The 24140-nt window shown below is 36.6% G+C and carries 19 protein-coding genes and 1 pseudogene; 10 read left to right on the plus strand and 10 right to left on the minus strand.

Annotation, left to right across the window (positions count from 1 at the left end):
• Positions 1 to 60: 60 nt before the first annotated feature.
• The 5 genes from NQ540_RS06635 to NQ540_RS06655 all read left to right on the plus strand — a co-directional run bounded on the left by NQ540_RS06635 (position 61) and on the right by NQ540_RS06655 (position 4031).
• Entirely contained in the window at positions 61 to 483 is a 423-nt protein-coding gene (locus tag NQ540_RS06635; protein WP_005606648.1) for an HIT family protein, read from the plus strand.
• A 3-nt stretch (positions 484 to 486) separates the two neighbouring features.
• Complete coding sequence (locus NQ540_RS06640; protein ID WP_005606650.1) at positions 487 to 819, plus strand: YtxH domain-containing protein; 333 nt, start codon at positions 487 to 489, stop codon at positions 817 to 819.
• A gap of 13 nt (positions 820 to 832) precedes the next feature.
• Positions 833 to 1705 carry a Cof-type HAD-IIB family hydrolase gene (locus tag NQ540_RS06645; RefSeq protein WP_005606651.1) on the plus strand — a complete coding sequence of 291 codons (873 nt, stop codon included), beginning with the start codon at positions 833 to 835 and terminating at the stop codon, positions 1703 to 1705.
• Between the two features lie 158 nt (positions 1706 to 1863).
• A complete protein-coding gene (locus tag NQ540_RS06650) occupies positions 1864 to 3300 on the plus strand; it encodes an amino acid ABC transporter substrate-binding protein/permease (protein ID WP_005606653.1) in 1437 nt (478 codons plus the stop codon).
• On the plus strand, positions 3300 to 4031 hold the full coding sequence (locus tag NQ540_RS06655; RefSeq protein ID WP_005606655.1) for an amino acid ABC transporter ATP-binding protein: 732 nt from the start codon (positions 3300 to 3302) through the stop codon (positions 4029 to 4031). Before NQ540_RS06650 ends, NQ540_RS06655 begins: the two co-directional genes overlap by 1 nt.
• 149 nt (positions 4032 to 4180) lie before the next feature.
• Here the strand turns inward: NQ540_RS06655 and pnp are convergent, their stop codons facing one another.
• The 4 genes from pnp to malQ form a co-directional block, all read right to left on the minus strand.
• Complete coding sequence (gene pnp / locus NQ540_RS06660) at positions 4181 to 6292, minus strand: polyribonucleotide nucleotidyltransferase (RefSeq protein WP_005606657.1); 2112 nt, start codon at positions 6290 to 6292, stop codon at positions 4181 to 4183.
• A 251-nt stretch (positions 6293 to 6543) separates the two neighbouring features.
• The gene (gene gtfA / locus NQ540_RS06665) at positions 6544 to 7986 is read right to left on the minus strand and encodes a sucrose phosphorylase (protein ID WP_005606658.1); all 1443 of its coding nucleotides are present in this window, start codon (positions 7984 to 7986) and stop codon (positions 6544 to 6546) included.
• Between the two features lie 31 nt (positions 7987 to 8017).
• Entirely contained in the window at positions 8018 to 10279 is a 2262-nt protein-coding gene (gene glgP, locus NQ540_RS06670; protein ID WP_005606660.1) for a glycogen/starch/alpha-glucan family phosphorylase, read from the minus strand.
• Between the two features lie 28 nt (positions 10280 to 10307).
• Positions 10308 to 11873, minus strand: a complete 1566-nt coding sequence (gene malQ, locus NQ540_RS06675; protein ID WP_259912643.1) for a 4-alpha-glucanotransferase — start codon at positions 11871 to 11873, stop codon at positions 10308 to 10310.
• 297 nt (positions 11874 to 12170) lie between these two features.
• Between malQ and NQ540_RS06680 the strand changes: the two genes are divergently transcribed.
• From NQ540_RS06680 to NQ540_RS06695, 4 genes are all read left to right on the plus strand, one after another.
• Positions 12171 to 13475 carry an ABC transporter substrate-binding protein gene (locus NQ540_RS06680; protein ID WP_005606663.1) on the plus strand — a complete coding sequence of 435 codons (1305 nt, stop codon included), beginning with the start codon at positions 12171 to 12173 and terminating at the stop codon, positions 13473 to 13475.
• 121 nt (positions 13476 to 13596) lie between these two features.
• On the plus strand, positions 13597 to 14523 hold the full coding sequence (locus NQ540_RS06685) for a carbohydrate ABC transporter permease (protein WP_005606664.1): 927 nt from the start codon (positions 13597 to 13599) through the stop codon (positions 14521 to 14523).
• On the plus strand, positions 14523 to 15398 hold the full coding sequence (locus tag NQ540_RS06690; protein ID WP_005606666.1) for a carbohydrate ABC transporter permease: 876 nt from the start codon (positions 14523 to 14525) through the stop codon (positions 15396 to 15398). The genes NQ540_RS06685 and NQ540_RS06690 overlap by 1 nt, the downstream gene beginning before the upstream one ends.
• A 90-nt stretch (positions 15399 to 15488) precedes the next feature.
• Positions 15489 to 16472, plus strand: coding sequence for a LacI family DNA-binding transcriptional regulator (locus NQ540_RS06695; RefSeq protein ID WP_005606668.1), 984 nt, complete (start codon positions 15489 to 15491; stop codon positions 16470 to 16472).
• Positions 16473 to 16647: 175 nt separating this feature from the next.
• Here NQ540_RS06695 and rpsO read toward each other — a convergent pair whose 3' ends face one another.
• The 5 genes and pseudogenes from rpsO to NQ540_RS06720 all read right to left on the minus strand — a co-directional run bounded on the left by rpsO (position 16648) and on the right by NQ540_RS06720 (position 21416).
• Complete coding sequence (gene rpsO / locus NQ540_RS06700; protein WP_005606669.1) at positions 16648 to 16917, minus strand: 30S ribosomal protein S15; 270 nt, start codon at positions 16915 to 16917, stop codon at positions 16648 to 16650.
• Positions 16918 to 17049: 132 nt separating this feature from the next.
• A complete protein-coding gene (locus NQ540_RS06705; RefSeq protein ID WP_005606671.1) occupies positions 17050 to 18651 on the minus strand; it encodes a polysaccharide deacetylase family protein in 1602 nt (533 codons plus the stop codon).
• A 23-nt stretch (positions 18652 to 18674) separates the two neighbouring features.
• Positions 18675 to 19109, minus strand: a pseudogene (locus tag NQ540_RS06710) (Fur family transcriptional regulator).
• A 160-nt stretch (positions 19110 to 19269) separates the two neighbouring features.
• Positions 19270 to 19824 carry a DJ-1 family glyoxalase III gene (locus tag NQ540_RS06715; protein WP_005606675.1) on the minus strand — a complete coding sequence of 185 codons (555 nt, stop codon included), beginning with the start codon at positions 19822 to 19824 and terminating at the stop codon, positions 19270 to 19272.
• A gap of 14 nt (positions 19825 to 19838) precedes the next feature.
• Positions 19839 to 21416, minus strand: coding sequence for a helicase HerA-like domain-containing protein (locus NQ540_RS06720; protein WP_005606676.1), 1578 nt, complete (start codon positions 21414 to 21416; stop codon positions 19839 to 19841).
• 159 nt (positions 21417 to 21575) lie between these two features.
• Between NQ540_RS06720 and NQ540_RS06725 the strand changes: the two genes are divergently transcribed.
• The gene (locus NQ540_RS06725; protein WP_005606678.1) at positions 21576 to 22418 is read left to right on the plus strand and encodes a DegV family protein; all 843 of its coding nucleotides are present in this window, start codon (positions 21576 to 21578) and stop codon (positions 22416 to 22418) included.
• A 54-nt stretch (positions 22419 to 22472) separates the two neighbouring features.
• On the opposite strand, the gene NQ540_RS06730 is transcribed toward NQ540_RS06725, so the two are convergent.
• Positions 22473 to 24047 carry a peptide chain release factor 3 gene (locus NQ540_RS06730; protein ID WP_005606680.1) on the minus strand — a complete coding sequence of 525 codons (1575 nt, stop codon included), beginning with the start codon at positions 24045 to 24047 and terminating at the stop codon, positions 22473 to 22475.
• Positions 24048 to 24140 lie beyond the last annotated feature (93 nt).

Here is a 24140-nt window from a genome sequence, read left to right on the forward strand (position 1 = left end):
TCCTTTCATTTCAAGGCTTTTTTTGATACGATAGAGGTACAAACTCAAGGAGGAAATACCATGACAGATTGTATTTTTGATAAAATTATTAATAAAGAAATTCCAGCACATATCGTGTATGAAGATGACGTAGTAGTCGCGTTCCTTGACATTTCTCAAGTGACACCAGGACACACACTGGTTGTTCCTAAAAAACATGTTGCCAATATCTTCGAATATGATGAAGACTTAGCAAGCGCAGTTTTTGCACGTATTCCTAAAATTGCACGTGCCGTTCAAGCATCAAACCCAGATATTAAAGGATTAAATATTTTAAGTAATAATGGTGAATTGGCATACCAAAGCGTCTTCCACTCTCATATCCACTTAATCCCACGCTATACAAAAGAAGATGGTTTTGGATTAAAATGGCACCCAACAAATCCAAATTCAGAAGTATTAGCAAAAATTGCGCAATCAATCCGCGAACAAATGGAGGCATAATCAATGAGTAAATTTCTAAAAGGTTTTATTTTTGGTAGTGTCATCGGTGGTGTCGTTGCCTTATTAAACAACCCAAGAAGTGGAAAAGAGAACCGCGAAATCTTATCCAAACAGATTCAGGAAGTTAGTCAAGAAGTCGCGGTTATTCATAACGGAAAAGCAACCCTTGAAAGAGGCATTAAAGAAATCCAAGACGTGATTGTTCCACAAACAATGGCAGTTGTGAACTCTATTCAAGAAGAAGTAACCAAATTCCAATTGGAAAATAAACCGCGCTTCAGACGTATTCAAGATAAAATTCAAACGTTACAAACACATCTAAACGAAATGAAATAGAAGGTCTACTCTTATGATAAAATTATTTGCATCGGATATGGACGGTACTCTCCTCACAAATCATGTAGAGATTCATAAAAACAACGTCAAAGCTATTCGCAAATTGCAAAAATTAGGAAAACACTTCATCGTTTGTACCGGACGTGATTATCTTCAAGCCAATTTTGCACTCGAGCAGGCAAATCTACATCTTCCTGTGATTGCGATGAATGGCGCTCAGATTTTCGATAAAAAACATGACATTATTTGGGAAGTAACCATTCCCCATGACACCGTCTATACCCTATTGGACTACTTCGATTCGATTGACTTGGATTGGCAACTTGTAACTTCTGAAGGAAACTTTAGAAAGAACTACGCTCTCTTTATCAACAAGGTAATTGAACGAAAAAAGGTGGAAAGAAACAATTTAACACCTGAGCAACTAAAGGAAGAAATTAAGCAGCTAAAAATTCTTTTAGAAGCAACCGATGTTACTACTTCTGAAGAAGTGCTATCGATTCCGGATATTAAAGTGTTCAAGATTATCGTATCACACGAAGATGGACCTACTTATTTCAAACCTATTCGTGAGCATATCAATCAAGTGCATCCAAATCTCGTGGTCACTTCCGCATTTTATACCGATTTGGAAATTAACCATAAAGATGCACAAAAAGGCATTGCTGTTGCCCACTACGCCGAAACACTTGGATTATCCATGAAACAAACTTTTGCTATCGGCGATAATTTTAATGATGTTTCGATGATTCATGATGCTGGAATCGGTGTTGCGATGGGAAATGCTCCAGAGGCAGTTAAAGCTGTTGCTGATTTTGTGACAGACACCAATGTTAACGGCGGTGTGGCAAAAGCGATTTGGCGTGTCCTTGAAGAAGAAAAATAATGATGATTCTCTTCTCTTTTATTAGAGAAGAGATTTTTTATTCATCGACTGCTATGTTATATAATGTAACATGAGATGAGAGTTGATTTTTGCATTTTCAGAAAATCTTCCATATAATGGAAAAACCTTTTACATAAGGTAGATTTGGAGGAATATGTATGAACATAAAGAAATTTAGCTTGGGAGCTGTTCTAGTCACTCTATTGATGACTCTTCTATCCCTCGTTTCTCCGACAAATTCTGTAAAAGCAGAAACTAAAAAATATGTAATCGCAACAGATATTACATTCGCACCATTTGAATACCAAGATACAAATGGTGAATATGTCGGAATTGATATTGAATTAATGAAGAGTATCGCAGAGGCTGAAGGCTTCGAAGTAGAATTTAAGGCTCTTGGCTTTAATGCAGCTGTTCAAGCCCTAGAAGCTGGACAAGTAGACGCTGTTATGGCTGGAATGGGAATTACTGATGAACGTAAACAAAAATTCAACTTCACAGATAGTTACTATGACAGCGGAATCGGAATGGGAGTTTCAAAAAACTCTGACATCACAAGCCTTTCTGATTTAAAAGGAAAAAAAGTTGCCGTTAAATTAGGAACACAAGGTGCCACTTATGCTGAATCTATCAAGAGTAAATATGGCTTTACAATCACAACTTTTGAAGATTCATCAAGTATGTACCAAGATGTAATGGTAGGAAACAGCGACGCTTTATTTGAAGACTATCCAGTACTTGCCTACTCAATCACATCAAACAACTTACCTTTAAAAATGACAGACCATAACGAAAACAAAACAGAATATGGTGTTGCTGTGAATAAAGGTGAAAATGCTGAATTGATCGCTGCTTTCAACAATGGTTTGAAAAAACTAAAAGAAAGTGGTAAGTATGATGAAATCATCAACAAATACACTACGAATGCTAATGAAAACACAGAAGCAACAAGCATTCTAGGCTTAATTAAAACAAACTGGAAAACTCTTGCAACTGGTTTATGGAATACGATTGTATTAACGGTTGTTGCTTTAATCTTTGCAAGTTTAATCGGTATTATCTTCGGTTTAATTAAAACAAGCCAAAACAGTATCGTTCAAGCAATCGCAGGATTTTACATTGATACCATCCGCGGTGTACCGTTAATTGTATTAACGTTCTTCATCTACTTTGGAATTCCACAAGCCTTCGATATTACGATGCAACCATTCGTAGCAGGTGTTATCACCTTAAGCTTGAATGCTTCCGCTTATATCGCAGAAATTATCCGTGGGGGTATCCAAGCAGTTGATAAAGGCCAATACGAAGCTTGCATGAGTTTAGGTCTACCATATTCAAAAAGCATGCAAAAAGTTATCTTGCCGCAAGCGATTCGAATTATGGTTCCTTCATTCATCAACCAATTCGTTATCACATTGAAGGACACTTCTATCCTTTCAATTATCGGTATCGCCGAATTAACACAAACAGGTAAAGTCATCATCGCTCGTAACTTACAATCAAGTCAAATGTGGTTAATCGTCGGCGTGATGTACTTAATCGTAATTGTTCTATTAACGAAACTTTCAGCTCACTTAGAAAGGAATTTAAAATAATGGCTATTATCGAAGTTCAAAAACTACAAAAGAAATATGGCAACTTAGAAGTATTAAAATCCATCGACCTTTCTATTGAGGAAGGCGAAGTCGTTTGTATTATCGGACCTTCTGGTTCTGGTAAATCAACTTTTCTTCGTTGTTTAAACCGTCTTGAAAAAATTAATAGCGGTCATATCATCATTGACGGTCATGATTTAACAGATAAGAAAACTAACTTAAATAAAGTTCGTGAGGAAATCGGAATGGTGTTCCAACACTTTAACCTCTTTCCTCACCTAAGCGTTCTAGAAAATATCATACTTGCCCCAGTAGAATTAGGTCGTGAGACAAAGGAAGCTGCCACAGAACATGCGATGGAACTACTTGGCATGGTAGGACTTGCAGATAAAGCGAATGTCTCTCCTAAATCACTTTCAGGTGGTCAAAAACAACGTGTGGCTATTGCCCGTGCGCTTGCAATGAAACCAAAAATGTTATTATTCGATGAACCAACTTCAGCACTCGACCCTGAGATGGTTGGGGATGTATTAGAAGTAATGCAAAACCTAGCTAAAGAAGGGATGACAATGGTCGTGGTAACACACGAGATGGGATTTGCGCGTGAGGTTAGCGATCGCGTTATCTTTATGGATGGTGGTTATATCATCGAAGAAGGAACTCCTGCGGAAGTGTTTGGTAACCCACAAAACGAACGTACTCAAAACTTCTTAAATAAAGTCCTTCACTAAAATTAAATATCAAATAGTAACGATCTTACTCCAAAGCACTTGGAATAAGATCGTTTTTTTGAGAAGAAAAAAACACTTCCTACATCGGTATGACAACCACACTGATGCAGGAAGTGTTTTAAAATTTTATCTATTAAAATCCGTAATACTTACTCTTTATCTTCTTTTGGTAATAATACTTTACGTGATAAGTTAATACGTCCTTGTCCGTCGATTTCGATAACTTTAACCGTTACTTTATCGCCTAGAGCTAGTACATCTTCTACTTTACCAACGCGTTCGTGCGCTAATTCAGAAATATGAACTAATCCATCTTTTCCTTTAGCAATTTCAACGAATGCACCGAATTTTTCGATACGGCGCACTGTTCCTTCGTATACTTGTCCAACTTCGATTTCACGTGTTAAATCTTCGATGATTTCTTTTGCACGTTGAATCATAGCAGCATCTGTAGAAGCAATTGATACGTGACCTTCTTGGTCGATATCGATTTTAACGCCTGTTTCGTCAATGATAGAGTTGATTGTTTCCCCGCCACGTCCGATAACCACTTTAATCTTATCAGGGTGGATAGAAATCATTTCAATCTTAGGTGCATATGGGCTTAACTCTTTACGAGGTTCAGCAATTGTTGAAGTTAATTCTTCAAGGATTTCAAAGCGTGCTTTCTTCGCTTGTGTTAGGGCTTCACGTAAGATTTGTTCTGTAATCCCTTGAATCTTAATATCCATTTGAAGAGCTGTAATACCGTCTTTAGTTCCTGCCACTTTAAAGTCCATGTCTCCTAAGTGGTCTTCTAACCCTTGGATATCTGTTAAGACTGTATAGTTTGTACCGTCAGAAATAAGACCCATCGCGATACCTGCTACAGGTGCTTTAATTGGCACACCGGCAGCCATCAATGCTAATGTTCCCGCACAAATACTTGCTTGAGAAGAAGAACCATTTGATTCTAATACTTCGGATACAAGACGGATTGTGTATGGGAAGTCTTCTGGACTTGGAATCACTTGTTTCAATGCACGTTCCCCTAGTGCACCGTGACCAATTTCACGACGACCTGGGCTACCAGCACGACCAACTGAACCTACAGAGAATTGTGGGAAGTTGTAGTGGTGAATGAATCGTTTTCCTTCTTCAATTCCTAAACCATCAATCACTTGATATTCTCCAAGAGGTGCAAGTGTTGCTGAAGTTAATGCTTGCGTTTGTCCACGAGTGAATAAACCTGAACCGTGAACCCGAGGTAATAAGTCGATTTCTGAAGATAATGGACGAATTTCGTCAATCTTACGACCATCAGGACGTACTTTTTCTTCAGTAATTAAACGACGTACTTCGTCTTTTTCTAAATTATCGACTAATTGAGAAACTTGTTTTAGAAGTCCAGCTTTTTCATCATTTTCTTCTAAGACAGCTTCGAAGTGCTCGATAGCTGTTTCTTTTACTTTTTCAATGTTTGCTTCACGCGCTAATTTTTCTTGTGTTTGAATCGCGTGAACCATGGCTTGGCTGAATAAATCTTTTACTTGTGCTTCGATAGCTGGGTCGAATGAAAGTAAAGTCACTTCCATTTTTTCTTTACCGACTTCGCGAACGATTTCTTCTTGGAAAGCCACTAATTTTTTGATTTCTTCGTGACCAAATAATAATGCTCCAAGCATATCTTCTTCGTTCACTTCTTTAGCTGAACTTTCTACCATGTTGATAGCAGTTGCAGTACCAGCTACAGATAATTCGATATCTGAGTTATCTTTTTGTTCAGTAGTTGGGTTAATCACGTATTCACCGTTTACACGACCTACGTCTACCCCAGCAATTGGTCCATCAAATGGAATATCTGAAATACATAATGCTAATGAAGAACCAAACATTGCAGCCATTTCTGGTGGGCAGTTAGGATCTACTGACATTACCGTATTTGTGATTTGTACTTCGTTACGGAAACCTTCCGCAAACATTGGACGAATTGGACGGTCAATAAGACGCGCTGTAAGAGTAGCATGTTCGCTTGGGCGACCTTCACGTTTGATAAAACCTCCAGGGATTTTACCAGCAGCATACATTTTTTCTTCATAGTTTACTGTTAACGGGAAGAAATCTGTATCTTTTGCTTGTTTTGTACCAACAGCCGCTGTTAAAACAACAGTATCACCGTAACGTACTAACACTGCACCATTGGCTTGCTTTGCTAATTGGCCGATTTCAACTTGTAATTGACGTCCGCCCCAGTTATAGCTAAAAACTTTCTTTTCTGACATAACTAATCTCCTTTTCTCTTATTTACGTATCCTCCAGACCTACTTTTAGAAATGAAAACGTTCGACGCGTTCGAGCGCTTTTATTTCTAAAGTAAGGTGACTCCAGAAGATACAAAGTTTGTCATACAGAGTCATTTTACCATAACTGCCCATTAAGTACTATTTTTTTGTAAACAAAAAACGAGTGAGTTATTCTCTTTTCTAGAGAATAAACTCACTCATCTTACTATTGTTATTTACGAATGAAGAAATTAAAGAGTGACTACATTTCCTTGTTCGAAAATAGTGAATTCTTTTGTTTCTAGGTTTGCTTCAAGACGTGCTTCGGCAGCACCAGAAGCATCTTTACGTGTAATCACGATTGTGTTTTCAGTTGGAGTTTCTACTTCAAAAGAACCTTCTAAATCAAACGCTTTTGATGTATTTCTAAAGCGTAATAAGTTGATTAGTTTTTTCACGACTGGACGTTCTACTTCACGGTCGATTTCTTCTAAAGTGTAATAATGACGGTTGATGTTGCGACCTTCTTTTGAAGATTCTAATAACTCGATGTCATTTTCTCCAGCAAGTAATCCCACGTAGTAAATTTGTGGAATACCAGGCGCAAAACATTGCAACACACGTGATAATAAGTAACTTGCATCATCATTTCCTAAAGCACTGTAGTATGTGCTGTTAATTTGATAGATATCTAAGTTATTGTACTTTTCACTTGAGTAGATTCGTTTTACGTTGGCGCCTACATCGTATAATTTGTTTGAAGTGTAATCTAACTCTTCATCTGTTAATAAGTCTCTAGCATCCACGACACCGATTCCGTCATGCGTATCCAGTGTTGTAAATTGCTTCATCGGACTCATTTGTAACCAGTTGGCTAATCGATTTGATTTACCTGAATATAGTGAATATAACACTACCATTGGTAATGCAAAGTCATAAACGAAGTAATCATGGTCTGCAATCTTCATTTGAATTGAATAATGCTCATGAATTTCAGGAAGCAATTCCACTTGGTATTTCGCTGCTTCATCACGAACTTCATTTAATAAATCCCAAATATCTGGCTCTACGAAGAAGTCGTTTGTATCGAGTTTCTTTACTGCATAAGCAAATGCGTCTAAACGAATTAATGAGCATCCGTGACTTGCCATATCTTTAATCGTTTCACGAATAAACTCTTTCACGATTTCTTTACGAACATCAAGGTCGATTTGCTCTTCCCCGAATGTGTTCCATACTTCTTCAGTCGTTCCATCCGCAAAATGAACAGTTTGGAATGGCGCTTTATCTTTACGTTTATAAATCAAGTCGATATCTGCTTGATTTGGACGACCTTCTGGGAAAAACTCATGGATACGAATAAACATATCTTTGTAAGGTGAGTTTTCGTGATTTTTTACAAAATCTTGGAAGAATTTAGACTCACGAGAAATATGGTTAATCATGAAATCAAACATTAAATAATATTGTTCCCCTAGAGCATCCACATCTTCCCAAGTTCCCAGAAGCGGATCTACACGCGTGTAGTCGCTTGGAGCAAATCCTCTATCCCCTGTAGACGGGAAGAATGGGAGTAAATGTACCCCACTAATCGCGCCTTGGAAATGTTTATCCAAAACGCCTTTTAAGTCCTTCATATTGCTTCCCATGCTGTCTGAGTAAGTGATCAGCATTGCTTCGTTTTTAATTTGCATGGAATTCACCGTGTCCCTTCATTCAATCGATTTAGTTTAATTTCCAAATGTCACGGTTGTAGTCTTCGATTGTACGGTCACTTGAGAAGAAGCCGGCCATTGCGATGTTTGTCACCACTTTAGCATTCCATTCGTCTCTGTTTTCGAAATCGCGATACATACGTTCTTTTGTTTCAATGTAATCTTCTAAGTCTAATAATGTCATGAACCAGTCTTTTGTAGTTAACTCGTTGTATAGACGTTCTAGACGTTCTTTATTTCCTACTTCAAGTAAAGCGTCACTCTTCACGAATTCTACTAATGGACGGATTGCATCTCTCTTAGCAAACTCGCCAGCGTTGTAATCGCCTTTTTCATAGTGCGCAATGACTTCATTACTCTTTTCACCGAAGATATAGATATTGTCGTCACCAACAAGTTCGTGGATTTCCACGTTCGCACCGTCTTCAGTACCAAGAGTTAATGCCCCGTTTAGCATGAATTTCATATTTCCTGTTCCGCTGGCTTCTTTTGAAGCAAGAGAAATTTGTTCAGAAATATTACATGCTGGAATTAAGTGTGTTGCTGCTGTTACATTGTAGTTTTCAACCATTACGACTTGTAAGTGTGGGCTTACTTCTGGGTCATTTGCGATTAATTCAGATAATGAAAGAATTAAATGAATCACGTCTTGGGCAATGACATATGCAGGTGCAGCTTTCCCACCAAAAATAATGGTGATTGGTCTAGCTGGAATGTTTCCGCTCTTGATATCTAAATATTTATGAATCACATATAAAGCGTTCATTTGTTGACGTTTATATTCGTGCATACGTTTGATTTGGATATCAAAAATAGAATTTTCATTCACTGTGATGCCTTGCTTTTCTTGCAAGTAAACACTTAAACGTCTCTTGTTATCACGTTTAATCTTGTCTAATTTTTCGCGAACAATCGCATCATGACGGAAAGCTTTCAACGCTTCTAATTTAGAAGCATCCTTACGCCACTCTGTTCCAATTGTTTCATCTAATAATTTAGCTAGTTCTGGGTTGGCATGCATTAACCAACGACGGAATGTAATCCCATTTGTTTTGTTGTTGAATTTCTCAGGATAGATTTCGTAGAAATTCTTTAATTCACTTTCTTTTAAGATATCTGTATGCAGTGCCGCAACACCGTTTACGCTATATCCGTAGTGAATATCCATATGCGCCATGTGAACACGGTCCTGCTCGTCGATGATGGCTACTGATGGGTCTTCATATTTTGCTTTTACGCGAGCGTCTAATTCTTTAATAATTGGCACTAAATGTGGCACTACTTTTTCTAAGTATGCTAAAGGCCATTTTTCTAACGCTTCTGATAAGATTGTGTGGTTTGTGTAAGCTGTCATTGCAGATACGATTTCCACTGCTTCATCAAATTCAATTCCACGTTCCCCAAGTAAACGAATTAATTCAGGAATCACCATTGATGGGTGCGTATCGTTAATTTGAACTGTTGCGTATTCCGCTAAGTCGTGTAAGTTACTTCCTTTAGCAAGTGCTTCGTCGATTAATAATTGAGCACCATTACTTACCATGAAGTATTGTTGATAAATACGTAGTAAGTGTCCTGCTTCATCACTATCATCTGGATATAAGAATAAAGTTAAGTTTTTAGCGATTTGAGTTTTATCAAACTCAATTGAATCACTTGTAACTAAAGACTCGTCAATTGAATCCACATCGAATAAGTGTAATTTATTTTTAGTTGATTGTTCATATCCTAAAACATCGATATCAAACATTTTTGAAGTCAATGTAAAGTCAGCAAACGGTACTTTATAAGAAGTTTCTGTTGGAACTAACCAGCTTTCAGGTGTTAACCAAACGTTTGGCACAGCATCTTGTTGGTTATCTTTGAATTTTTGTTCGAATAAGCCATAGTGGTAGTTTAATCCAACACCGTCTCCCGTTAATCCAAGAGTTGCGATGGAATCAAGGAAACACGCAGCTAGACGTCCTAGACCCCCATTTCCTAAAGATGGTTCTAATTCGATTTCTTCGATTTCAGCTAATGAATGTCCAGCTTCTGATAGCACTTCTTTCACTTCATCGTAAAGCCCTAAGTTAATTAGATTGTTTGATAATAATTTACCGATTAAGAACTCAGCAGAAATGTAATACACTTTTTTCTTACCATTATTTTGTGGTAAGGCTGCACTTTTTTCTTTCGTAAATTGTAATAATGCTAAGTAAACTTCTTCTTTTGTACAGTCTTTTAAAGACTTTTCTAAGTTTCCTTCTACATATTGTTTAAAATTTTTCATTGTTCTCTCCTTTTTGGTTTGCGTGAGGTTACTTTTCTTCCTCTACTAACTCCTCTTCATCTTCCACTTCTTCAAGATGTGGATTTGCACGATCATACAATTCAGTAATCCCAAGTAAGAATTCTTCTACAGACTCTGTTAACTGCTCTTTGGTCATTCTCCATACCCAGTTTCCTCCGAGCGTACTTGGAATGTTCATACGAGCCGTCTCATCTAATTGTAGTAGATCTTGCATTGTTGCAACTGTCATTCGACTAACCGAACCATATAACCCACGTAGTAAAGCATAGCTAATTGGTTCCTCATCACGTCGATTTAAGTAACGATTACAAAATTCTCTTGTTTCTGTTGGAACCGACTTATACCATCCTAATACTGTATCATTATCATGAGTTCCTGTATAGGCAACCGCATTGACTGGATAATGATGAGGTAAATCTCCACTCTTAGGATTTTCACCCATAAATCCAAATTCCAGAATTTTCATTCCTGGGAAACCAGTAGCTTCACGAAGATTGATGACATCTTCATCCATAAATCCTAAATCTTCAGCAATAATCGGCAGATCTCCAATTTGTTCCTTTACTGCTTTAAACAAATCATATCCTGGGCCCTTCACCCATTTCCCAATTGTTGCATTTTCAGCCTCTGCTGGAATTTCCCAATAAGCTGAGAAACCTCTAAAGTGGTCAATACGAACCACATCAAACAATTCAAAGCTCGCTTTTAGTCGTTTGCTCCACCAAGTGAACCCATCTTCTTTCATTGCTTCCCAATTATAAATTGGATTCCCCCATAATTGACCTAGCGGAGAAAAATCATCTGCAGGACATCCAGCAACACAAAGTGGATTTCCTTCTTCATCAGTTTTGAAGTAATGTGGTGTTGCCCACATCTCTACACTATCTGCTGCTACATAAATTGGCATATCGCCAATAATTTGAATGAAGTTGTCATTCGCGTATTTTTTCAAAGCATGCCACTGTTCATCAAACAAGAATTGTGTCACACGGTGATACTCCAATTTTTCTGCAAGACGTAAGCGATATTCTGCTAATGCATCTTTTTGACGACGTTTAATCGCTTCGTCGCTCCAAGCTGTCCACGGTTTCATATCAAAGGATTCTTTAATCGCCATGTACTCTGCAAATGGCTCTAACCATTCTGCTTTTTCTGCAACAAATTTTTCGTATGCTGGAGTTTTTCCTTTAGATAGAAAAGCAGCCACTGCTTTTTCTAAAACAGGTCGACGTTTTTCATATAATAATGCGTAGTCAACCGTTGTTTCTTCAGCGCCCCAATTCATCTCAACATCTTCTTTACTTAGAAGTCCTTCTTCTATTAAAAGATCGAAATCGATAAAGTTTGTATTTCCAGCAAAAGCCGAAAAAGATTGATATGGTGAATCTCCATAGCTAGTTGTTCCTAATGGTAAAATTTGCCAATAAGTCTGTTTCGTACGAACTAGAAAATCTACAAAATCAAATGCAGATTTACCGAAAGTTCCGATTCCATATTGACCAGGTAATGATGAAATATGCATTAACACACCTGATTCTCTATTGCTCATATATTTGATACCTCTCTCCTTAATCAGTATATTTATCCATGTAAGCGCAATAATTCGCGCAACCGTTTGCTTTAATATTAGAGTATTTTTTTTAATAAAACAAGTATTATTTTATAAGTTTTTAATACATCTTGAATATACAAGGATAAAATAAACTTAATTTCTATTTAATTCAACCAAAAACCACTTATATTCAGTATTTTTTATTCCTTTAATTTTTTTTAACAAAATACTTGCAAACGGTTTATGGAAGCGGTATACTAAAACCAGTTAAGAAATCGTTTGCGTAATCTACAACGAATTTTAAGGAGGAAAAATATTATGGCAAACAAATGGTTTAAAAAATCTTTAATGGTTGGCTTAGCTGGTTTAGCTTTAGCAGGCTGTGCAAGCGGAGGTAACCAATCAAACTCTTCTAATGGAGGCTCTGAAAGCAAAAAAGAATTTACTTTATATAGTAATAAGAGCGAAATCCAAGAAGCCCTAACAGCATATGCTAAAGAATGGGGAGACAAAAACGGAGTTAAAGTTAATATTAAAACTTGTTCTGGTTCATGTAAGATTTCTGACCAACTAAAAACTGAATTTACTGCAGGTACTGCACCAGACGTATTCGTAATTGAAGGTCAAGCTGGATATGATTTGTGGAAAGACAACCTACAACCATTAAAAGGTGACTGGATTGATAAAACTGAGTTTGAATTTAAACAAGGTAACGACGTATACGGATTCCCAGTATCTGTAGAAGGATACGGATTAGCTTACAACAAAGAAATCTTAACTAAAGCTGGAATTGATCCTGCTACTCTAACTTCTTTTGAAGCAGTTGAGAAAGCAATGGCTACTTTAGAAAGTAAAAAAGATGAATTAGGATTATCTACTGTTGTTGCTACAGCAACTAAAGAAGGTGAAACTTGGATCATGGGTATCCATGACTTTGGTGCTTACTTAAGTAGTGGTCTTCCAAACGGTGACCGTTCAGTAACAAACCAAGTACTAAAAGGTGAAATGGACAAAACTCGTTTAGAAAACTACACTAACTGGGTTGAATTACTATTCAAACATACTGATAAGAAACTCTTAACAGTTGGTACTCAAGAAGATATGGACTCAGCATTTGCTTCAGGAAAAGCTGCATTCCTTCACCAAGGTAACTGGAAAGATCCTAACTTAAAACAATTAAATGCTAACTTCGAAATGGGATTCATTCCTTATCAAACATTAGGTAAAGATAAAAACGCTGACGGATTATTCATTGGTGCTCCATCTTACTACGTAGTTAACAAAGACACTAAAGCTTTAGAATCTATCAATAAATTCTTCAACGATTTAGCTGATACTAAAGAAGGTCAAGACTACATCGTAAACAAAGCGAACATGATTTCTCCATTTGCTAACACTACTGAGAAACCATCTGCTCCATTATCTCGTTTCTTAGCAGAATGGGTTAGCGCTAAAAAACCTGTTTACTCATTTGACAACCCATACTTCATGCCTGACAACTTCTTAATGAACAAATTAGGACCAATTTACGGTCAATATGCTCAAGGTTCAATTGATAAAGCTAAATTCCAAGAATTAATTATCAACCAAATTAAAGAAGTGCCAAGCTTGATTAAAAAATAATCAATAATATTGTAGTAAACAAACCCACAGCTGCCTTTTAGTGGCTGTGGGTTATGTGCTACAATAGGTATACATACAGGTGCTACCCCACCTGGAAATTATTAAAAGGAGGAACTCTCTCATGTCTAAAAACAAGAAAGCCTTAAGCAGAGATGATCGTGCAAAACGCAATTTTTATAGATTAGTTTTACCAGCATTTATCATTTTTGCACTCGTTATTATTGTGCCTTTCTTCTTAGGGTTCTACTATTCATTAACCGACTGGAAGAGCGTTACACAAACCAACCTACAATTTGTAGGTCTAAAAAACTTTACAGAAAGTTTGGCTGACACTCGCTTCCAATATTCTTTAATGATTACTGTGATTTTTGCGTTATTCAACGTTGTCGTGGTAAACATTGTGTCATTTAGTCTTGCCTTACTTGTATCCAGCAAGATTAAATTAAAAGATATATTCCGCGCAGGATTCTTTATTCCAAACTTAATCGGGGGACTTGTTCTTGGTTATATTTGGCAATTCATCTATAACTCAGTATTCCCTGCTTTAGGACAATTAATCGGTAGCCAATTCTTAATCGATAACTTGTTCCTTGGAGATGTGAAATTAGCTGTGACTGCATTAATCATTACAAACACATGGCAATATGCTGGTTATATTATGATGATTTACTTTGCAGCTTTACAAAATGTACCTTCAAGTTTAGTAGAATCTGCTTCACTTGACGGTGCAAATGCATGGCAACGTCTACGTCACATTATCATTCCAATGGTAATGCCAGCGTTCACTGTATCGCTCTTCTTGACTATTACTAACTCATTCAAGATCTTCGATGTGAACTTCTCATTAACAGGTGGTGGTCCTTCACTACTATGGCATGACAAAGCCATTCAAAGTACTGAGTTTATTACAATGAACATTTATAATACTGCTTCAGGTGATAACTTAATGGCTTTAGGTCAAGCTCGTGCAGTTATTTTATTCTTTATCTTGGTAGTTATCAGCTTGATTCAAACTTCAATCACTAAACGGAAGGAGATTGACTTATAATGAAAAAACAAAAATTGGGAATCTTACTTCTAGAAATTTTAGGAGTCATCCTTTTCTTACTATTCTTGAGTCCAATCGTTCTTTTAGTGATTAACTCAGCTAAAAGCTCTGCTGACATTCTTTCAGATCCGTTAGCTTTACCTGCAAGTTTTGGTCAACTATGGACTAATATCGTTACAATTTGGAATAACCCTTCCATCAATTACCCATCATCATTTTTATCATCAACGATTATTACTGTGATTTCTCTTTTCACAATCACTCTATTTTCGGCTCTTGCTGCATGGGGACTTGTTCGTTTCCGTTCAAAAGCTTCGACAGTGATTTTCTTCATTTTCGTAGCTTCAATGGTTATTCCTTTCCAAGTCGTAATGTATCCACTTGTTACTTGGTTTAAAGTTTTAAGTGATGCGATTACTACTCCATTATTTGGATTTAGCTTATTACGTTCTTATCCAGGGATTATCTTAGCGTATACTGGTTTCGGTATGTCACTATCAGTATTCATGTTCCACGGATTCATTAAAGGGGTGCCTTTAGAAATCGAAGAAGCTGCGGAATTAGATGGATGTAACAAAATGCAAACATTCTTCTACGTAGTTCTTCCAATCTTAAAACCCATCTACGTTACAATCTTAATCTTGAATGGAATTTGGATTTGGAATGACTTCCTATTACCACTTCTATTACTTGGTAAAGGAAATGCGATTCAAACATTACCAATCGCGGTATCAAACTTTGCCGGATCATTTACAAAACAATGGGATATGATTCTAACATCTACATTACTGATTATGTTACCAGTAATCATCTTATTCCTATTCGCTCAAAAACATATCATGAAAGGTATGGTTGACGGAGCAATCAAATCATAGTTCCTTAAATGCTCTGGGCGTGAAAATAACAGTTTTCATGCCCAGATTTTTTATTTCAATAATCACTCTACTAGGAAAGGAGGAATATAGATGGCATCCACTATTAAGGATGTTGCAAAGCTTTCTGGAGTCTCCCCTTCTACTGTTACAAGAGTACTTCAAGACAAATCTAGTATAAGTGAAGCGACGAAGAAAAAAGTACGTGAGGCCATGGCTTCACTGAATTATCATCCCAATGTTAATGCAAGAAGCTTAGCAAGTAATAAAACAAATGTCATCGGCGTTGTTCTTCCCAAAGACTCAGATATCTTTTATCAAAATTCATTTTTCCCTGCTGTAATTCGAGGAATTTCGCAAACAGCAGCGGACCATCAATATTCGATACAATTATGTACTGGAAAAGATACGAATCAACGTTTAGCCATTCTAAAAGATACGATTCTTGGAAAACGTGTAGATGGACTCATCTTCCTGTACGGAGAAATTGAGGACCCCCTTGTTGAATTTGCGATTGATCAAGAATTTCCGGCTGTTGTAATCGGAAAAACATTATCCCCTCTTATTTCATTTGTTGATAATAATAATGAAAAAGCAGGATTTGATGCAACAGAATATATTATTCAAAAAGGAGCAAAATCTATTGCATTCATCGGTGGTCGCGACCAATTATTTGTATCCCGAGACCGATTAAAAGGATATGAAAAAGCTCTAAAAAAATATGATATTCCAATAAATGATAGCCTTATTGCTCAAGTATCTGAATTTACGAGGGAACAAGGATACCATACTTTAAAAGAACTTCTTAAAGAAGGAAACATTGATGGTCTAGTAACAGCAGACTCTCTTTTTACAGAAGGAGCTGTCCGATATTTAAATGAAAAACAAATTCATTTGCCTATTATCACTTTTGACTCGGTACAACCTTCTGTTCGAATTGATGCTTATGTTGATATTCATACATTAGAATTAGGACGTTCTTCCTTCAAATTATTACGAAATGTGATTAAATCCTACAATAATAAAAATATGATGTGTTACAGACAAATCATTGATCACTCTATAAAAGAAATGTAAAATAGTAAGGCACAAGTTCCAAATAATTGGGACTTGTGCCTTTTTTTAATCATTTGTATTTTGCAATATAACTTATACATTATAAGTTATATTGATCTTCTTATTTTTCTATAATAAATATCCATTAAAAAACTCCCAAGCACGAATGCATGGGAGTTCTTCCATTTGTTTAAGATTAACGACGTAAGCCTAAACGGTTGATTAATTCACGGTAACGTTGAACATCTTTGTTACGTAAGTATGCTAATAAGTTACGACGGTGACCAACTTTTTTCATTAATCCACGGTTTGAGTGGAAGTCTTTTTTATGAACACGGATGTGGTCATTTAAGTGGTTGATTTCGTAAGTTAATACAGCGATTTGTACTTCTGGTGAACCAGTGTCTCCTTCGTGTAATGCATACTCTTTGATGATTTCGTTTTTCTTTTCTTTAGAAATTGCCATTTCTAAACACCTCTTTCTTTTAATTTATGCCTTGTACTGAGTAAAACGTTGGTGATTCGCAAAACTCTGTAAAAGGTCTGTGCATTAAGCACTTATTCAATGTACCTTATTTTCAGTAAAATTGCAAGCTTCTTAATCTATTTTTTGAATATCAACACGGTTAAAATATGCATGATTTGGTTTTAATGGTTGTCCTGCCATCAATTCATCTACAGTCACCAATTCGTAACCTTCTGCTTGTAAGTATTCAATAATTGTTGGTAATGCCTCTACTGATTCTTCATGAATATCATGCATCAATAAGATTCCACCATTATGAGCATTTTCCTTAATATGCTCAATTGTTTTGGCTGCATCCCTATATTTCCAGTCTAGCGAGTCAATCGACCAGTTCACTATAGCAATACCTGCTTGCTCCGCTACCATTTTATCAAAACCACCATATGGCGGACGCAAACTCATTGGTCTTAAACCACCTGAAGCTTTGGCAATGAGGTCTGAAGTGTTATGAACCTCTTTATACACTTCGTCTGCTGATTTCTTTGGTAATAAAGGATGACTATAACTATGGTTTCCAAGTTCGTGTCCTTCAGCCACAATTTGCTTAATAATAGACTCATTACCTTCTACATGACTTCCTACGATATAAAATGTTGCATGAGCGTTATATTTTTTTAGAATTTCTAGTACTCTTGGTGTTGTTTCAGGTCGGGGGCCGTCATCAAACGATAAAGCAATTCTCTTCTTACCTAGTTTTTCTTTAACAGCTGCAAGATATTGTGTATAGTTCTCTTTCTCTGTTTCCGGAATCATATTTTCATTCATATATGCAAAAAGCTCGGTAAAAGGAATTGTCCATTCTGCATCTGAATCGTTTGTGTCTTTGTATTTTATACGAATTCCATTTTGAATGATTGACGTATCTAGTTTCTTCCAATTGTTATCTTTAAATTGAGTAGTAATTTTATCTGTTTGCTCATCAGATAGTCCATTTGCTTTAGATTCATCTAATGCTTTCTTTACAAAAAAGTTAGATACTGCTAAATCATTATTAAAGAGTTTTGAAATTTCAAATGGTTGTAAAGTATCTGCGAAAACAAGTTTATGTGTTAACTCCGAAAATTCTTTCTGTTCAAAACCACGATCCTTTTGTTGATATACAGATACATAGTAATGAATATCATTTACGTTCGAAATAACTTTTGTTTGATAGGCTTTTAAAAAAATCAAAGTTTTCTTTGAAGCACCCGCGTATTTTTCTAACACCGTTTGTTTTAAAGTCGAAATCTGCTCAGCAATGGAAGCAACTTCATTTCCAGAACTATCTGTAGGGATTAATTCCTGAATTTCAATGTTGCCATTCGTTTCATCTTTAACCGTAAAATTTTCGTTATATTTTTTTGTGTCGTCTTGTTCAACTTGAATAATACGTTTTAATTCTTCTTCATTAAATTGATCTGCCATAATACGATGAATCGTTAATAATTCAAATACTAAAATAGCTAGAGTTAAAACTCCAATTACCCAAAAAATAGTTTTAGGAATTTTCTTTTTCGGTCTTTTCTTTTTAGAATCCTTCCCACCGAATCGTTGGTTCTCTTGATTCTCCTCTTGAACTGCCTCTTCCTTCAAATCAGTCTCTAGCATTTCTTCAGGATTTTTTGTATATTTATTTTCTTTTTTTGAATGTTTTTCTTTGCCATTATTGGCTCTTCGTTGAATGACCTTCTCCATTCTCCACGACCCCTTATTAAATACTATTTTTCTTTTTTCTGACAGTCCGGACAAACCCCATAAACTTCCATTCGATGTCCTCTAACTTTAAACCCTGTTAATTGTTCTGCTGCTTTTTCAACATCATCTAAAACTGGATAATATAAATCCACTACTTTCCCACAAACATCGCAAACAGCATGATAGTGCTGTCCTAAATCAAAATCGTATCGACTGGCACTATCTCCATACATTAATTCCTTAACAACACCCTCTTTAATAAACAGGTTTAAATTGTTATATACTGTCGCCACACTGACTTGAGGATATTATCTTGTTAATTCAGTATAAATCTCTTCCGCAGTTGGATGAGTATCCACGCTAGCTAAAAATTCTAGCATTGCCACTCTTTGAGGGGTAATACGAACTCCTTTACTACGTAATTTCTTCACTACTTGATTAATTTCTTCTTTTCTCATATATTTCCCTAATTTCTAATACAGATTACGTCGATTTTGATACTTTATTCTCTCAAATTTCCAAGGAAAAATCAAGTTATTCATTTAATATTTTTGTAACATTGTAATGTTTTTGTAACAAAAAAGATTTGCCCCAATAATAGGGCAAATCTTTCTACTATTATTTTTTAAAAAGCTTATTGTACTGCATCCCTTCTCGAAGTGCGGAGGTATCTGTTCCTAATGCTTCTGCTATTGTATAAGCAAATTCGAAACTTGCAGCTGCACCACAACCCGTGATGATTTTTCCATCTTTCTCAACTAACGTTCCTGTATAAATTCCGTCATTAATTTCATCTTCAAAACCGGGATAACAAGTAAACTTTTTCTTTTTCAGCAATCCTGCCCTATGTAGAACAATTGGTGCCGCACAAATTGCTGCAATAATTTTCCCTTTTTTCGAATATTCTTTCAGTTTTTGAATTAGGAAATCATTCTCTCTTAAATGATGAGCTCCTGGAATTCCACCTGGAAGCACTAATGCATCAATTTGAGCCCAATAAAAGGTTTCTAATTCATCATCTGTCTTCACTGAAATTTTATGAGAACCCGTAATAACTTGTCCACCAATGCCAACTGTATGAACAATATGACCTGCTCTTCTCAAAATATCAACTGTAGCAAGGCCTTCAATCTCTTCAAATCCTTCCGCTAAGAATACAACGACATTTGCCATAGGACAGCCTCCTCTTATTTTTTGAACAAGCCCATTACTCCGCGAGTAATCACTCGGCCTACTTCACGTCCAACGCTAGACATAATATTTTTGGTAAAGCGATCCATCGCAGAATCACCTTTCTTAGTTGCTGCTTGTCGTGCTTGACGTTCTAGTTCTCTTTCTTGACGTTCACGTTCTTTTTCTTCTAATTTAGCCTGTTTTTCAGCCTCTTTTTGTGCAAGAGCTTCTTGTTTTTCAGCTTCTTTACGTTCTGCTTCTGCTTGTTTTTCAGCTTCTCTTTGAGCTAAAGCTTCTTCTTGTTCTTGTTGAAATTGTTGTTCTAATGCTAATAATTGCTCATGAGCAGACTCACGGTCAAACATTTCAGCATATTTATCATAGAATGGAGATTGATTTACTAGCTGTTGACGAACAAAAGCATCAACCGCATCTAATTTACTCTTTGGTGGGTAAATAGAAACCACTTCTGCAAAACTTGGAGATCCATCTTCCTGTAAAGTAGAAACTACCGCATCCCCTACTTTTAGATTCGTAATCACTGAAACTAAATCTTTTCCTTCTTCTTGACGGAAAGTTTCAGCTACTGATTTGACATTTTTTTGCTCAGCTGGCGTAAACGCACGTAAGCCATGTTGGATTCGATTTCCTAACTGACTGGCTACCGCATTAGGAATATCCGTTGGATTTTGTGTTACGAAGAAAATACTAATTCCTTTCGAACGAATTAAACGAACAATTAATTCAATTTTTGCTTGTACAGCTGGGTTGCTTTGATTGAATAATACATGTGCTTCGTCAAAGAAGAATACTAGTTTTGGTTTATCTAAATCTCCTACTTCAGGTAAGTTTTCATATAACTCTGATAAGAACCATAATAAGAAAGTTGCATATAATTTAGGTGTTTGGAACAACTTTTCAGAAGATAATACATTTATGGTTCCACGTCCACTTGCATCTGTTTTAAATAAATCTCCAATTTCAAAAGCTGGTTCTCCAAAGAACTGATTTCCACCTTGTTGTTCTAGAACTAATAAGCTGCGTAAAATAGTACCAATAGATTGTTGCGCAATATTTCCATATAAATTACGTAATTCAGAAGCATGAGCTCCAACATAATTTAACATTGCACGTAAATCTTTAATATCAATTAATAATAAACCTTGTTCATCAGCAACTTTAAACGCAATGTTTAAAATGCCTTCTTGCGTTTCATTTAATCCTAACAGCTGAGATAATAAAATAGGGCCCATTTCTGAAATGGTTGTACGAATATTAATTCCGTTTTCTCCAAAAATATCCCAAAACGCTACAGGATAAGAACTTGGTTCAAAATCTTCTACGTGTACTTTTTTTAATCGTTCAGCAATCTTTTCAGTTACTTCACCTTTTTCGGCAAGGCTAGCTAAATCTCCTTTAATATCAGAAAGTAATACAGGTACACCAGCTTCACTTAATTGTTCAGCAAGAACTTTTAGAGTAACAGTTTTCCCTGTACCTGTGGCTCCAGCAATTACTCCATGTCGATTTAATTTATTCGATAATAATTGAGCTGGCTTTGATCCATACCCAAAAGAAATTGTTTGAGTCATAATACTCCTCCTTCAGATTTATTTCTACTCCTTAACAATAGTACAGAAAGCGCTAAAATTCCACTAAAATGTTAAGTTTTAATTAGATTAGTTGACTTGTTTTGAAGTTCAAAGTATATTACTCTTGTATGAACTATACTACCAAAGGAGAATTCTCTTATGAAATGGAAAATAATTGCGGATTCTGGTTGCGATTTACGCGAAATCGAGAATCTAGCACCAAATACTGAATATATTAATGTACCATTAACTGTCCAAGTGGGCGAGAAACATTATAAAGACGATGCAACATTAGATATTGATGCTATGATGATTGAAATGTATGAATCCAAGGAAAAAACTGCTTCTGCTTGTCCAAGTCCAGATGCTTTTTTAGAGGCCTATAGAGGTGCTGAAAATGTTATTGCCATTACAATTACTGGTGGTCTATCAGGAAGCCAAAATAGTGCTCAATTAGCCAAAAAAATGTTATTAGAAGAAGCCCCTGAAACAAATATTGAAGTCTTCGATAGCCTTTCAGCAAGTGGTGAAATGGTTCTATTTGTCCAAAAGGCAAATGAACTGATTGCTCAAGGACTTTCTTTTGAAGAAGTGGTTGCAGCATTAAAAGAATATTTAGCGAGCACTAAACTATTATTTGCTCTTGCTCGTGTCGATAACCTAGTAAAAAACGGTCGATTAAATAAATTAGTCGGCGCCGTTATCGGAATGCTCAATATCCGCTTAGTCGGTGACGCTTCACCAGAAGGAACACTAAACTTACTTCACAAAGCAAAAGGTCAAAAGAAAGCTGTTCAAGCAGTTTGGTCTGAAATGAAAAAAAATGGCTACAAGGGTGGTCGTGTGGTTATCAGCCACTGTAGTAACCCGGAAATCTGTGGCTTAATTCAAGCAGCCGTTCATAGCGAGTTCCCAGATGCGGATGTTTCTAGTATCCACACAAGCGGGGTCTGCAGCTATTATGCAGAACAAGGCGGAATCCTAATGGGATACGAGGCTTAATCAAAAACGCGAAAAGACTCTCTAATCAAGTGATTAGAGAGTCTCTTATTTTTATTAGAATAATGCTTTTAATTCTACATCAGGATGTTTATCTTTAAACCAATTTAGGGCGAATTGGTTTTCGAATAAGAAGACTGGTTGGTCAAATCGGTCGCGACATAATAAGTTACGGCTTGATGACATATTTGGATCCAGTTGTTCTTCATCAATCCAACGAGCAATCTTACTTCCGATTGGTGTCATGACTACTTCGGCATTGTATTCATTTAATAAGCGGTATTGGAACACTTCGAATTGTAGTTGACCAACGGCACCAAGGATATATTCTCCTGTATGGTATGTCTTGTACAATTGGATGGCCCCTTCTTGTACTAACTGCTCGATTCCTTTATGGAATGATTTTTGCTTCATCACGTTTTTGGCAGAAACTTTATTAAAGAGCTCTGGCGTGAATTGTGGGAGTGGTTCAAACTGAACTGGCGTTTTTCCTGAATAAATCGTATCTCCGATTTGGAAGTTCCCTGTATCGTAAAGTCCGATAATATCCCCTGCAACGGCTGCTTTAACTGTTTCACGGCTATCGGCCATGAATTGCGTTGTATGAGATAATTTCATTTTCTTTTGCGAACGGTTCACTGTAATGTCCATCCCTGGAGTGAATTCTCCTGAACAGATACGCACAAACGCAATACGGTCGCGGTGGGCTAGGTTCATGTTTGCTTGAATCTTGAAAATGAATCCTGTGAATTGTTCTTGTAACGGATCTACCAATTCCCCTGATTCTGTCTTCTTCGCAGATGGGCTTGGTGCGAAGTCAACAAATGCATCTAAGAATGTTTGAACCCCAAATCCTGTTAAGGCTGAACCGAAGAATACAGGCGTTAATTTACCAGCCGCAATCTTCTCTTCATCAAACGCATTCCCTGCTTCTAGTAAAAGTTGTGCGTCTTCGATTGCTTGGTTATATAGCGTTGATTGTTTGAACGCATAATCGCCGTCCACTTCCCCATCTTCGTTTAATGGTAGGAAGTCATTATCTTCGTTTTCTTCTGGATGCATCAATTCTACACGTTTATTGTAAATGTCATATAAGCCAAGGAATGTTTTCCCCATCCCCATTGGCCAGTTCATTGGATACGCGTCAATGCCTAATACTTCTTCTAATTCCGCGATTAATTCAAGTGGTTCACGTCCATCACGGTCTAATTTGTTGATGAATGTGAAAATTGGAATTCCACGCATACTACAAACTTCGAATAATTTCTTCGTTTGCGGCTCAATCCCTTTAGCGCTGTCGATAACCATCACGGCACTATCCACGGCCATTAATGTACGATACGTATCTTCTGAGAAGTCCTCGTGCCCTGGTGTGTCCACGATATTAATATGGTTGCCATCGTATTCCACTTGCATCACTGAACTTGTAACAGAAATCCCACGTTGTTTTTCGATTTCCATCCAGTCAGATTTAGCAAACTTCCCTGTCTTTTTCCCTTTTACGGTACCAGCTTGACGAATCGCACCCCCGTATAAGAGTAATTGTTCTGTAATCGTTGTTTTCCCAGCATCTGGGTGGGAAATAATCGCAAAAGTCTTGCGAGATTGTACTTCTTCTTTTAAATGTGACATGAGTCTCTCCTTCGTGTTTATTCTCAAGTATTATAGCTGATTTTCACAATTTTTAAAAGTTTAAAAACACCCTCTAGAAGGATTAGGCAAAGT

Source organism: Granulicatella adiacens ATCC 49175 (assembly GCF_025150565.1).
Lineage (GTDB): Bacteria > Bacillota > Bacilli > Lactobacillales > Aerococcaceae > Granulicatella > Granulicatella adiacens.

Coding starts and splice junctions, on each gene's coding strand:
- NQ540_RS06635 (WP_005606648.1), top strand. CDS start 61: ATGACAGATTGTATTTTTGATAAAATTATTAATAAAGAAATTCCAGCA.
- NQ540_RS06640 (WP_005606650.1), top strand. CDS start 487: ATGAGTAAATTTCTAAAAGGTTTTATTTTTGGTAGTGTCATCGGTGGT.
- NQ540_RS06645 (WP_005606651.1), top strand. CDS start 833: ATGATAAAATTATTTGCATCGGATATGGACGGTACTCTCCTCACAAAT.
- NQ540_RS06650 (WP_005606653.1), top strand. CDS start 1,864: ATGAACATAAAGAAATTTAGCTTGGGAGCTGTTCTAGTCACTCTATTG.
- NQ540_RS06655 (WP_005606655.1), top strand. CDS start 3,300: ATGGCTATTATCGAAGTTCAAAAACTACAAAAGAAATATGGCAACTTA.
- pnp (WP_005606657.1), bottom strand. CDS start 6,292: ATGTCAGAAAAGAAAGTTTTTAGCTATAACTGGGGCGGACGTCAATTA.
- gtfA (WP_005606658.1), bottom strand. CDS start 7,986: ATGCAAATTAAAAACGAAGCAATGCTGATCACTTACTCAGACAGCATG.
- glgP (WP_005606660.1), bottom strand. CDS start 10,279: ATGAAAAATTTTAAACAATATGTAGAAGGAAACTTAGAAAAGTCTTTA.
- NQ540_RS06680 (WP_005606663.1), top strand. CDS start 12,171: ATGGCAAACAAATGGTTTAAAAAATCTTTAATGGTTGGCTTAGCTGGT.
- NQ540_RS06685 (WP_005606664.1), top strand. CDS start 13,597: ATGTCTAAAAACAAGAAAGCCTTAAGCAGAGATGATCGTGCAAAACGC.
- NQ540_RS06690 (WP_005606666.1), top strand. CDS start 14,523: ATGAAAAAACAAAAATTGGGAATCTTACTTCTAGAAATTTTAGGAGTC.
- NQ540_RS06695 (WP_005606668.1), top strand. CDS start 15,489: ATGGCATCCACTATTAAGGATGTTGCAAAGCTTTCTGGAGTCTCCCCT.
- rpsO (WP_005606669.1), bottom strand. CDS start 16,917: ATGGCAATTTCTAAAGAAAAGAAAAACGAAATCATCAAAGAGTATGCA.
- NQ540_RS06705 (WP_005606671.1), bottom strand. CDS start 18,651: ATGGAGAAGGTCATTCAACGAAGAGCCAATAATGGCAAAGAAAAACAT.
- NQ540_RS06715 (WP_005606675.1), bottom strand. CDS start 19,824: ATGGCAAATGTCGTTGTATTCTTAGCGGAAGGATTTGAAGAGATTGAA.
- NQ540_RS06720 (WP_005606676.1), bottom strand. CDS start 21,416: ATGACTCAAACAATTTCTTTTGGGTATGGATCAAAGCCAGCTCAATTA.
- NQ540_RS06725 (WP_005606678.1), top strand. CDS start 21,576: ATGAAATGGAAAATAATTGCGGATTCTGGTTGCGATTTACGCGAAATC.
- NQ540_RS06730 (WP_005606680.1), bottom strand. CDS start 24,047: ATGTCACATTTAAAAGAAGAAGTACAATCTCGCAAGACTTTTGCGATT.